This is a genomic window from Bacteroides faecium (genome assembly GCF_012113595.1).
GTDB classification, from domain to species: domain Bacteria; phylum Bacteroidota; class Bacteroidia; order Bacteroidales; family Bacteroidaceae; genus Bacteroides; species Bacteroides faecium.
Map to the genome: position 1 here is coordinate 4,254,190 of NZ_CP050831.1, position 11,882 is coordinate 4,266,071.

Genomic DNA, 11,882 nt, shown 5'->3' on the forward strand with positions numbered 1-11,882 from the left:
AATTTACGTTACTTATTTAATACTTGAATTATGCACGTGAAATTCTTAGATACATTAGACTGGGGTATTCTGATTGCTTACTTCCTGATTCTGATAGCCATTGGTATATGGGCAAGTTCGAAACGAAAAAAAGGAAGCAGTCTTTTCCTTGCGGAAAACTCGTTGAGGTGGTATCACATCGGATTCTCCATGTGGGGGACAAATGTAGGGCCATCCATGTTGATTGCATCCGCAAGTGCCGGATTTACTACCGGCATCGTTTCGGGTAATTATGCCTGGTATGCATTTGTCTTTATCTGTCTGCTTGCCTTTGTCTTCGCTCCCCGGTATTTGGGGAGCCGTGTCACGACGTTGCCCGAGTTTATGGGAAAACGTTTCGGGCAGTCTACCCGTAATATATTGGCGTGGTACACTATTGTCACGATTCTTATTTCATGGCTGGCACTGACGTTGTTTGCCGGTGGAGTTCTGATTCGCCAGGTATTTGATATTCCTATGTGGCAGTCGGCATTGTTGTTACTTGTCATTTCCGCCTTCTTTACGATGTTGGGCGGCTTGAAAGCGGTGGCATATACGAATGTCTATCAAATGATATTGTTAATTGTGGTATCAGCGACATTGGCTATCATGGGAATCTATAAGGTAGGCGGTGTAGGAGCATTGGTGGATGCGGTTCCGGCAGACTACTGGAATCTTTTCCGTTCGAATGACGACCCCGCCTTTCCATGGTTGCCTATTATTCTGGGGTATCCTGTGATGGGAGTCTGGTTTTGGTGTACAGACCAGTCAATGGTACAGCCTGTTCTGGCAGCCAAAAGCCTGAAAGAAGGTCAGGCGGGAACGAACTTTACCGGATGGCTGAAAATATTGGACGTACCTCTTTACATTCTTCCCGGTATTATCTGCCTGGCTCTTTTCCCTCAACTGGAAAATCCGGATGAGGCTTATATGACGATGGTTACCCATTTGTTTCCGGTAGGCATGGTCGGTCTGGTATTGGCTGTATTGACGGCAGCGCTGGTTAGTACCATCGGTTCTGCTCTGAATGCATTGAGTACGGTGTTCACTATGGATATCTATGTGAAGAAAATCAGACCTCAGGCAAAACAGAAAGAGATAATCAGGGTTGGTCAAGTAGTTACAGTAGTCGGGGCATTGGTATCTGTCATTATAACGATAGCTATTGACAGCATCAAAGGCCTGAACCTGTTTAATGTTTTCCAGTCTGTATTGGGATTTATAGCTCCGCCGATGGCAGCGGTATTCCTCTTCGGCGTATTTTGGAAACGCACGACTACTTTGGCTGCTAATATGGCTTTGACGTTGGGAACCGTTTTTAGTATCGGAGTGGGAGTTCTGTATCTATGGGTGTTTCCGGCGGAAGAGTACACAGCATGGCCGCATTTTATGTTGTTGTCTTTCTACTTGTTTGTATTCATCGGTATCGGTATGATAGTGGTCAGCTTGTTGGATAAAACTCCTCAACTGGGGATATTGAATATGGAAAAGATTGAAGAAAAGCCTGCACGGATAGTGCTTGTCATGTGGGGATTGCTTATAGTGACAATGATTGGACTTTATGTCTTCTTCAATGGTCACTAGCAGAAACTCTCCAGCTAAGAATGGAAAATGCTAGTTATGTTTTCTTTTACGAAAACAATTTTCATAGGTACACAGTCCGCAAGTATATTCCTGCTTGCGGACATTGGAACCTATTCCAATAACACCGCTCACAGATTTGATAGGAACCATCAGACTGGAATCTGTCAACCGGATACCACATGGTGAGCCATCCGGAAATAAGGAGAATAGCTTCTGTTGTTCCGATACGTGCCAGCCACAATAACCGGGACTGTATCGGTTGGTATGCTTCCAACCTTTATCTTTCATAAATTCCGCCAACTCCTTTTCCATGTAATCTGCTGTCTTTTCCGCTATGATGCTTCCTAATGAGTCCGCTATATAAACTTTCACCATATCGTCTTCTTTTTGAAGGACGTGCTGGAACTCCTCAAATTCAGTTCCGGCAGTTGCGACAAAGAAAGCATAAGATTCCGAACCTCGTAATTGGCGTGCAATGGTTTTGCCGATAGAAAATACTGTATCTTCTACGGTAAGTGTCTCTTTTGATACATCAAGTGTCCCGTCAGTAATGAAAAAGAAGAAACGGGGATGGAGAAGGGGAGTGACGCGTTGTTGTAAAGCGTCGGTTTCTTCTATAACCATTTGGTCAGGCATAGAATCTTTATATCCCATCGCCTCGTAGATTTCGGACGATGGGATTTGTAAATCTTTATAAGTAAGCTCTTGTTCAAGCATTAATTATGTAGCATTAACCGGATATAATTATTGAATCCGGGATTTGTTGAATTCTTCCAATGCTGAATAAAATGCATCTATATTCGCTAATGGCGTATGGGGTGGTATATCGCAACCGCTTGACAATACGAAGTTCGGATATTCACGGGTGGTTTCCAGTAATTGCAGTGTTGCCTGCTTCATCTCTTCCGGCCCTGCCATCTTGAAAAGACTTACGGGGTCTAAATTACCCATTGCAAGGGCATCGGAAGGAACTTCCTTCAAGGCTTCTTCCATCTTAACCTTGTTCCCGAAATGATAGGCCGCCGCGCCGGTATAAACCATAGCTTGCGTACAGTTTCCCGTGTTTCCGCAGTTATGAAGTACCACGGTGAAGTTGTCATCCTGCACTTTTTCTACTATTTCCTTGACAAACAAGGAAGAATATTGCAGGCAATCTTCATTGGACAATAATCCGGCAGCAGGTTCCGCCATTACTACCCCGTTTACTCCGGTTGCTTTCAAAGCCATGCAATAACGGGTAATGAAATCACTGCATTTTCTCAGTAACGTATTAGCTGCTTCAGGATTGATATAAATCAGCATCATGATTTCCGACATGTCATACAAACGTCCTGCCAGTGAGTAGGGGCCGATGCAACCCGCAAACACAGGGCGGTCGGTGATATTTTTGGCGGCCAGCATGTTCGCTTTCAGATACTCTGGGATTCTTCCTTTATTTAATGCCGGAATCTCCAGCCTTTCAATCGCATCTTCGTCTGCCAGCAAACGACCGGACACACTGGGAACTTCATTTTCAGGAAAGATTATTTCTGCTCCGAAGGCTTCCGCTTCTACTGTCAAATCCATGATAACAGTTGCCGCTGCGGCAGGATATTTATCACAAAGAGCTTTTATCGCTTCATAATGAACTTGTCCGTTTGTCACTGCGTCATGCACTGTTTTTCTGATAAATTCGATACCCGGATGTGTCATGATAGGAATAGCAAGCGTTTCTTTACTTTGAACCGCCTGGCTAATCCATTCTTTCATATTCAGTTTGCCCATAATTTCTTTTTTTTGGTTCGTCTTATATAAAGACGATATTGTCTCTCTTTTGTAATCTTGAAACAGGTATAAAAATAAAGCTGCCCTTCAAAAAGAAGAACAGCTTCATATCTGTTTGATTTATCTTCAGGCTTTATTTTACCGGAATCTTATCAATACGGTTCTGATGGCGTCCGCCTTCAAACTGTGTAGAGAAGAACTCTGTCAAAATCATGTCCGCTTCTTCAGTGCTGATAAAGCGTCCCGGCATCACCAGAATATTGGCGTCATTGTGCTGACGGGCCAAGTGTGCGATTTCTGCGTTCCAGCAGAGTGCGGCACGAATTCCCTGATGCTTGTTCAGCGTCATATTGATTCCGTTTCCGCTGCCACAGATAGCGATACCGGGATAACATTCGCCCGATTCCACTGCGAGGGCAAGCGGATGGGCATAGTCCGGATAGTCTACGCTTGCGGTAGAGTTTGTTCCGAAGTCTTTGTAAGCCCAGCCTTTTGCTTCCAGCCAGCCGCGAACATATTCTTTCAGTTCAAAGCCGGCATGGTCGCATGCTAATCCGATTGTTTTCATTAGAGCATTGCTTTTACTTGGTTATATACGTTCTCGGCTGTAAATCCAAGTTTCTCGTCCAATACTGTGTAAGGAGCGGAGAAACCGAAAGATTCCAATCCCCAAACCTTACCGTGGCAACCTACCAGACCTTGAAGAGTGACAGGCAAGCCGGCAGTCATACCGAAGATTTTTGCGTCTGACGGAAGAATCGCTTCCTGATATTCTTTAGGCTGGCTGCGGAACAGGCCTTCGGATGGAGCGGATACGATACGTACCTTTACGCCATCTTTGCGAAGCAGTTCTGTGCCGGCCACCAAAGTAGCGACTTCAGAGCCGGAAGCTACCAAAATAACATCGGGGTTTTCGTCAGAACCTGCTACGATATAAGCACCTTTGGCTGCTTGTTCGTAATCGGTTCCTGCCGGAAGGTTGGCGATATTCTGACGGGAGAAAATCAAGCCGGTCGGAGTGGACATATTTTCCATGGCAAGTTTCCATGCGATGGTTGTTTCTTCCACATCAGCCGGGCGAAGTACCAACATAGAGTTGTGTCCCTTATGGTTTTTCAGTTTCTCCATCAGGCGGATTTGTGCTTCCTGTTCTACCGGTTCGTGAGTAGGACCGTCTTCACCTACACGGAATGCATCGTGCGTCCAGATGAATTTTACGGGTTGTTCCATCAGCGCAGCCATACGTACGGCAGGTTTCATATAGTCGGAGAATACGAAGAATGTACCGCAAGCAGCGATAACACCACCGTGAAGTGACATACCGATACAGATACAAGCCATTGACAACTCGGATACACCAGCCTGGAAGAATGCTCCGCTGAAATCACCTTTCTTGAAAGAATGGGTTTTCTTCAGGAAGCCGTCAGTCTTGTCGGAGTTGGAAAGGTCGGCAGAGGCAACAATCATGTTTTCTACTTGGGTAGCAAGTGCGCCCAATACAGTGGCGGATGCGGCACGGGTTGCGCTGCCTGCTTTCTGTTCGATAGCAGCCCAGTCCACTTTCGGAGCTTTGCCGGAGAAGAAAGCTTCCAGTTTGGCAGCCAGTTCCGGATTGGCTTTTGCCCATGCGGCTTTTACTGCGTATCTTTCAGCTACGATTTTCTTCAGTTCTTCTGCACGTTTTGCATACAGTTCGGCTACTTCCGGGAAGATTACGAACGGGTTGGTAGGGTCACCGCCCAGGTTGTTGATTGTATTTACGTAAGCGTCGCCACCGAGCGGAGCGCCGTGAGTAGCACAGTTGGCTTCATAGCTGCTGCCGTCTGCCTTGCGTGCGCCTTTACCCATTACGGTCTTACCGATAATCAGTGTCGGGCGTTCTTTTTCAGCCTGTGCTTCCTTGATGGCAGCACGGATTTCGTCAGGGTCATTACCGTTGATGCTGATTACTTTCCATCCCCATGCTTCATATTTCATGGCTGTGTCTTCAACGGTCACATCTTTCGTTTCAGTAGAAAGCTGAATGTCGTTGGAGTCATAGAACATAATCAGGTTGTCCAGTCCCAGTGCGCCGGCAATACGTCCGGAACCTTGGGAGATTTCTTCCTGGATACCACCGTCGGAGATGTAAGCATAGATTGTCTGGTTCATCACCTCGTCGAAACGGGCTTTCAGGAATTTGGCGGCAATAGCGGCACCTACGGCGAAAGTATGTCCCTGTCCCAGCGGGCCGGAAGTGTTTTCAATGCCGCGCATGATGTCTACTTCGGGATGTCCCGGAGTAGGGCTTCCCCATTGGCGGAATTCTTTCAGTTCATCCAAAGTGAATTTTCCTGTCAGTGCCAGCGTAGAATAAAGCATCGGAGACATATGCCCTGGATCGAGGAAGAAGCGGTCGCGTCCTTCCCAACGGGGATTCTCGGGGTCGTATACTAGAAACTCAGAAAAGAGTACATTTACAAAGTCAGCACCACCCATGGCACCACCCGGATGACCGGAATTGGCTTTTTCAACCATTGAAGCAGCAAGAATACGGATGTTATCCGCTGCACGATTCATAAGTTTGTTATCGTTCATATCATTAAAATTTAATTGATTTCTGTCAGATTTCCGGCAAAGATAACTCTTTATGTGGATTTAACAATCCAAAAGTGCCATCTTTTTTATTACCATTTTAACAGTCTTCTTGTTTGTGGTACAATAAGTAACAGCCTCTAAATTACTGTAACTCTAAAGTAACAATAGACTTAGCAGGAAGTTTTACCTTCATTGTACCTTTATTGATTTTTACCTCTTTGAAAGGCGCCGGTTTTACAATATTAGGATTCTCAAAAGAATTGTAATCGGTCAGCTTGGCTGAGGTCAGGATTTCTCCGACAGCTTTTTTCGCTTTTGTATCCCCGAGGTTGACGGTTATTTCCTGTGCTTCGTCAGCGTTCACATTCGAGAGGGAAATATGGATAACTCCGTTCTTGTCTTTTGATGCGGTTGCGCTTACTATAGGCACGGTGCGGTTGTCGCGTACATTTATCTTTTCACAGTTCAGCTCGATTGGGAGATAAGTGGCATCCTGGTGTACTTTGTACATTTTGAAGACGTAATAAGTAGGAGTGAGCACCATCTCTTTGTCTTTCGTCAGAATCATGGATTGGAGTACGTTGACTATCTGTGCGATGTTTGCCATCTTCAGACGGTCGGTGTATTTGTGGAATACGTCAAGGCTCAAAGAGGCAACGAAAGCGTCACGCAGTGTGTTTTGCTGGTAAAGGTGTCCGCGGACGGTTCCCGGTTCTTCATCCCACCAGGTTCCCCATTCGTCAAGCAAGAGGGCGATTTTCTTGTTCTTGTCGTATTTGTCCATAATGGCGCAATGCTTTTTGAGTACGTCTTCCACTTCAAGGCATTTGCCCATTGTCCAGTAATAATCGTCCTTATTGAACTGGGTTGCGGATGTTTTGCTGCCGCTCCATCCCGTCACTGTATAATAGTGCAGGGAAAGACCGTCCATACGATGTCCTACGCGGTTCATCAATACATCTGTCCAATTGTAATCGTAGTCGCTGGCACCGCTGGCGATTTTGAATAGGCGGTTGCCGTCATAGTTGCGGCAATAGGTGGAATAACGGCGATAGAGGTCTGCATAGTATTCCGGACGCATGCTGCCGCCGCATCCCCAGCTTTCATTCCCTACGCCGAGGTATTTTACTTTCCATGCCTTGTCACGACCGTTCTTACGGCGGAGATTTGCCATTGGAGAGTCGCCGTCCGATGTCATGTATTCTACCCATTTGGCCAGCTCTTCCACAGTGCCGCTACCTACATTTCCGCTTACGTAAGGTTCGCAGCCCAACATTTCGCAGAGATTCAGGAATTCATGTGTACCGAAACTGTTGTCTTCGATTGTTCCGCCCCAGTTATTGTTAACCATCTTCGGACGGTTTTCTTTCGGGCCGATACCGTCCATCCAGTGATATTCGTCAGCGAAACAGCCGCCCGGCCAACGGAGAACGGGGACTGCCAAGTCTTTCAATGCATTGAATACGTCCGTGCGGTATCCTTTGATATTAGGAATATCCGAATTTTCGCCTACCCAAAGACCACCGTAGATACATGAACCCAGGTGTTCGGCAAACTGGCCGTAGATTTCTTTCGGGATGATTTCTTTGCCTTGGTCGGCATGTACGGTGATGGTAGCGCTCTTCTGTGCGGAAAGAGATACTGACGCTGCCAAAAAGACCGTGCTGGCTAATAGTTTTGCTTTCATAAAATGGTATTTGTTTAAATGATTATTTTTACCACAGATTACACAGATTATCACAGATTGATATTTTATTCAGGTATAGCATTATGTTATGGAATATAAATAATCTGTGTTAATCCGTGTAATCTGTGGTGGCTTTTATTTTAGTAAACGTACTTCATAAATGGCGGGCGTCCACTCTGTCCCGTCAGGGGTGAAGCGTATCGGGCAACTTCCTGCTTTCAATTTCTGTGGCAGAAGCCAGGAGAGGGTAATAAATCCGTCTTTATCTGCTTCGCTGATGGTAGGATTGACTGCCAGTTTCTCATTATTCAATAGGATAGTTACCTTGTTACGGTCATTCTTCTGTATGGTAATTGTAATCCGGCTTGCCTCTTCTTTTACTTTCAGATTATAGCTGAACCAACCTTTGGCACGACGGAAGTGGCGGTCTTTATTTGTTCCGGTTTCTGCCTGCTCGTATTGGATTCCGTGGTCGGATTCCGGTTGCTGTTCACCGGGGAAAATCAAGTCGACGGTTTGGTTCGCTAATTCTGTTGCTTTTCTTTCGGCTGTTGCCATCTCTTTCTGGATGGCTTTGAATTGTTCTTCGTTTGCCTGACGGAAGTAAATAGCGTAGCGGGCATTGTGCAAACGGAAGAACGGGACAAGTTCCAATGCTTTGTCTTGTACAGGATACACGTTCCCGTCGAAGGTGAATGTTAACTGGTTACCGTCCTTTTTGTGAAGGGAATTACGGATTGCTTCGGGATTCCCAATCAACATCGGCACTTCCTGCAAAGGAATTTGTTTGCCATGGGCGATGTGTCCGCCACGGCTGTCGTCTGCGTACAAACCGTCGAGATGTTCAGTGCCCGTAGAAGCCGAAAGGACAATAGGGCCGTATAAGAAAGCGTAATAGTCTTTCTTGTCGGGTATCTGCTCAAGGTTGACTTTCATTGGCAGATTAAAGGTAATTACATCTCCTTTTTTCCATTTACGGTGGAGAGTCAGATAATTACTGTTTTCTCCTATGATAGATGTCTCGCTTTTACCGTTGATTTTCACATTGTATTCTTTGCTGTGTTCGGCCCATTGGGGTTGGCGTATTTTCAGAGTGAACCCTTTCTTCGGTGCTTTATCAATGCGTAATGTCACTTTTCCGTCATCGGGGAAACTGGTTTCTTGTGTCAAAGTAACTCCCTTTTCTTTCCAGGTCAGTTGTGACGGGATGAATAGGTTGACGTACAGCGTATCTTTTTGATGTGCATAAATAAATTCACCATACTTGGTATGATTTTCCAGTCCTGAGCCGACGCAGCACCACATGGATGTCTCCGGTTGTGAGTAAACCCGGTAATGTCCGGGACGCATGGGGGTGAAATAGACAAAACCACCTTTGTCCGGTTCTTGTGACGCTAAAATATGATTATAGAGTGCACGCTCGTAATAGTCGGCGAAATTCGTTTCAGGAGAATCTTGATAAAGCATTTTGGTAAGCCGGAGCATATTATAAGTATTGCAAGTCTCCGGGCCTTGGACATCATTCAGCATAGGTGTGAAGTTGTCTGCCGGATGGAAGTGCTCGCGTACACTATTTCCGCCGATACATACAGAACGGTGATTGACTACCGTATTCCAGAAAAAACGGGCTGCGTGGTTCCATTCGTTTGCATGGTTCCAATCCTTGTCATCTTGAGATAATTCGGCTACCCGTTTGTACCCAATGACTTTTGGTATTTGTGTATTGGCGTGCATGCCTGTCAATCGGTCTTCATCTTTGATTAGCGGGTCGAGGATGATTTTGTGCGAGAATCGTCGCGCCAATTCCAGGTATTTCTTGTCACCTGTAATTCCGGCTACGTCGGCAAAGGTTTCATTCAAACCGCCATGTTCGCTGCGAAGCATGTCCTGCATTTGCTTGTCACTCAGACCGGAAGTGATATCAATCATCCAGTCGGTAAAATCAACCAGCATTTGTCGGGCGAGGTCGCTTCCTGCATAAAGATAAGCGTCCCGCAGCCCGGCATAAGTCTTGTGTATGTTATAGAGGGGCACCCATTTGCCGTTAAGGTCGAAACCACCGGCACGGATATTTCCCGCTTTAATTTCTTTCCAAAGTTGGAGACTGCCCGGAGTTCCGCCGATAAATCCTGTTCCGACAGCTTGTTGTGCACGGTGGAGCTCATTCAGCATATAGTTGAGACGGTTGTAGACTGCGGTGTCTCCGGTTGCAGCATACATCATGGAGAGTGCGGATAAATAATGTCCGCCGATGTGCCCGTCCAATCCTGTATTTTCCCAATTGGTGTAGCTCGGAGCTTTGGGTGTCAGTCCTGCTTCACGAAGAAAAGGGGCGAGCAGGCGGTCGGGATTCATTGATAGTATATAATGTAAATCAGTCTGTTGAGCTTGTAGAAAAGGACTTTCCAACAGCTTCACATCTTGTAAGGGAAAGTACGAAACTTGTTGCCGGTTTTGTGCTTTTCCCAATGAAACGGATAGAATAAGGGCAAGTATGAACGAGGTGGTTTTCATGATGGTAGATTTCCCCTTGTCCCTCTCCAAAAGGAGAGGGGATGGGGATAGTTTATGTTAATACTTAAAATGATGATTGAGAAAGGAGCGAAGAAGCCCTGTGATGGGGCTTATTTGAATTTGGCTGCCGCTTCCTCGATAGGCAGTCCTGCCTTGTAGTTTTCAATGTATGCGTTAAAACCGGCTACATCTTCGGGCACGGGAGATATTTCGACACCGGCGTCACCGACAAATACACTTTCGTCCAGGAAATCGGCAAGGGATTGTTCCTTTTCATTGTTCACGAGGTAAGAGCCTAAAAGGGCAATACCCCAGGCACCACCTTCACCTGCTGTTTCCATTACGGAAATAGGTGAGTTGATGGCTGCTGCAAGCACTCTCTGACCTACTCCTTTGGTCTTGAATAATCCGCCGTGTCCTGTAATTCTGTCAACCTTGACTTTCTCTTCGTTGAACAAAATGTCGTTGCCAATCTTAAGAACTCCGACTGAAGCGTATAAATGAGTCCGCATAAAGTTTGCCAGGCTGAACTTGTCATTTGCCGAACGTACGAATAGCGGTCTTCCGTCAGCAATACCTGTTACAGGCTCGCCGGAGATGTAATTGTAGGAGAGAAGGCCACCGCAGTCGGCATCACCTGTGAGCGCAATATTGTAGAGCTTACTGTAAATTTCATCCATATTTACAGGGATGCCCAGAAGCTCCTGGTATTCTTTGAACAGGTTGACCCATGCGTTGAGGTCGGACGTACAGTTATTGCAATGTACCATGGCAACTGGACTTCCGTCGGGAGTAGTAACCATATCAATCATTTCGTACGGCTTCGATAATTCTTTCTCCAATACAATCATAGAGAATGAGGAAGTACCTGCCGATACGTTTCCGGTACGCTGCTTGACAGCATTGGTTGCAACCATGCCCGTTCCCGCGTCTCCTTCCGGCGGGCAGACCGGTATTCCTGCTTTCAAATGACCCGAAACGTCGAGTTTCTTACTTCCTTCTTGTGTGAGGACACCGGCATTTTCACCTGCCGATAAAACTTTAGGCAGAATGTCTTCCAGCTTCCAGTCATATTTCTTCGGAGCAACGAGATTGTCGAACTTTGCCACCATTTCTGCGGAATAGTTGTTGGTAGCCGGGTCTATGGGGAGCATGCCCGATGCGTCACCGATGCCCAACACCTTTTCGCCTGTTATCTGCCAATGCACATAGCCTGCAAGGGTTGTCAGGAACTTGATGTCTTTGACGTGCGCTTCGTTGTCCAGGATGGCTTGATATAAGTGTGAAATGCTCCATCTCAGAGGAATATTGTAGACAAATAGTTCGGACAAGGCTGCTGCTGCCCGCCCCGTATTGGTATTTCTCCAAGTGCGGAAAGGCACGAGGATTTCTTCTTTTTCATTGAACGGCATATACCCGTGCATCATGGCACTGACACCGATAGCTGCCAGTTTTTCGATTTCTACGTCACCGTATAAGTTCTTTATGTTGGAACGAAGGTCGGCATAGCAATCCTGCAACCCTGACCAGATAGCTTCAATGCTATAAGTCCAAAGTCCGTCTACCAACTGGTTCTCCCATGTGTGGCTGCCTTGGGCGATTGGCTTGTTTTCCTGGTCAATCAAAACTGCTTTTATTCGCGTTGAACCGAGTTCTATGCCCAGAATGGCTTTGCCTGTCTCGATTGTTGATTTTGCATCTAATTTCATGTTGAATAATGTTTAGTGTTTAGTGATTA

Annotated in this window: 8 protein-coding genes; 1 reads left to right on the forward strand and 7 read right to left on the reverse strand. The window is 46.2% G+C overall.

The genetic code is table 11. The features are described from left to right. Positions 1 to 30: 30 nt before the first annotated feature. Complete coding sequence (locus BacF7301_RS15475) at positions 31 to 1,602, forward strand: sodium:solute symporter (RefSeq protein ID WP_167964163.1); 1,572 nt, start codon at positions 31 to 33, stop codon at positions 1,600 to 1,602. A gap of 30 nt (positions 1,603 to 1,632) precedes the next feature. On the opposite strand, the gene BacF7301_RS15480 is transcribed toward BacF7301_RS15475, so the two are convergent. The 7 genes from BacF7301_RS15480 to BacF7301_RS15510 all read right to left on the reverse strand — a co-directional run bounded on the left by BacF7301_RS15480 (position 1,633) and on the right by BacF7301_RS15510 (position 11,853). After that, positions 1,633 to 2,319, reverse strand: coding sequence for a vitamin B12 dependent-methionine synthase activation domain-containing protein (locus tag BacF7301_RS15480; RefSeq protein WP_167964165.1), 687 nt, complete (start codon positions 2,317 to 2,319; stop codon positions 1,633 to 1,635). Between the two features lie 27 nt (positions 2,320 to 2,346). Beyond that, on the reverse strand, positions 2,347 to 3,366 hold the full coding sequence (locus BacF7301_RS15485; RefSeq protein ID WP_167964167.1) for a uroporphyrinogen decarboxylase family protein: 1,020 nt from the start codon (positions 3,364 to 3,366) through the stop codon (positions 2,347 to 2,349). A gap of 133 nt (positions 3,367 to 3,499) precedes the next feature. After that, positions 3,500 to 3,934 (reverse strand): ribose 5-phosphate isomerase B, encoded by a 435-nt coding sequence (gene rpiB, locus BacF7301_RS15490; protein ID WP_167964169.1) that lies wholly within the window; start codon positions 3,932 to 3,934, stop codon positions 3,500 to 3,502. Further along, positions 3,934 to 5,943 carry a transketolase family protein gene (locus BacF7301_RS15495; protein WP_167964171.1) on the reverse strand — a complete coding sequence of 670 codons (2,010 nt, stop codon included), beginning with the start codon at positions 5,941 to 5,943 and terminating at the stop codon, positions 3,934 to 3,936. The genes rpiB and BacF7301_RS15495 overlap by 1 nt, the downstream gene beginning before the upstream one ends. A 142-nt stretch (positions 5,944 to 6,085) precedes the next feature. Next, entirely contained in the window at positions 6,086 to 7,630 is a 1,545-nt protein-coding gene (locus BacF7301_RS15500) for an alpha-N-arabinofuranosidase (protein WP_167964173.1), read from the reverse strand. Between the two features lie 135 nt (positions 7,631 to 7,765). After that, positions 7,766 to 10,144: a beta-L-arabinofuranosidase gene (locus BacF7301_RS15505; protein ID WP_167964175.1), complete on the reverse strand. Its 2,379-nt coding sequence runs from the start codon at positions 10,142 to 10,144 to the stop codon at positions 7,766 to 7,768. Positions 10,145 to 10,254: 110 nt separating this feature from the next. Further along, the gene (locus tag BacF7301_RS15510; protein WP_167964177.1) at positions 10,255 to 11,853 is read right to left on the reverse strand and encodes a xylulokinase; all 1,599 of its coding nucleotides are present in this window, start codon (positions 11,851 to 11,853) and stop codon (positions 10,255 to 10,257) included. Positions 11,854 to 11,882 lie beyond the last annotated feature (29 nt).

Coding starts and splice junctions, on each gene's coding strand:
- BacF7301_RS15505 (WP_167964175.1), bottom strand. CDS start 10,144: ATGAAAACCACCTCGTTCATACTTGCCCTTATTCTATCCGTTTCATTG.
- BacF7301_RS15485 (WP_167964167.1), bottom strand. CDS start 3,366: ATGGGCAAACTGAATATGAAAGAATGGATTAGCCAGGCGGTTCAAAGT.
- BacF7301_RS15475 (WP_167964163.1), top strand. CDS start 31: ATGCACGTGAAATTCTTAGATACATTAGACTGGGGTATTCTGATTGCT.
- BacF7301_RS15500 (WP_167964173.1), bottom strand. CDS start 7,630: ATGAAAGCAAAACTATTAGCCAGCACGGTCTTTTTGGCAGCGTCAGTA.
- BacF7301_RS15495 (WP_167964171.1), bottom strand. CDS start 5,943: ATGAACGATAACAAACTTATGAATCGTGCAGCGGATAACATCCGTATT.
- BacF7301_RS15510 (WP_167964177.1), bottom strand. CDS start 11,853: ATGAAATTAGATGCAAAATCAACAATCGAGACAGGCAAAGCCATTCTG.
- BacF7301_RS15480 (WP_167964165.1), bottom strand. CDS start 2,319: ATGCTTGAACAAGAGCTTACTTATAAAGATTTACAAATCCCATCGTCC.
- rpiB (WP_167964169.1), bottom strand. CDS start 3,934: ATGAAAACAATCGGATTAGCATGCGACCATGCCGGCTTTGAACTGAAA.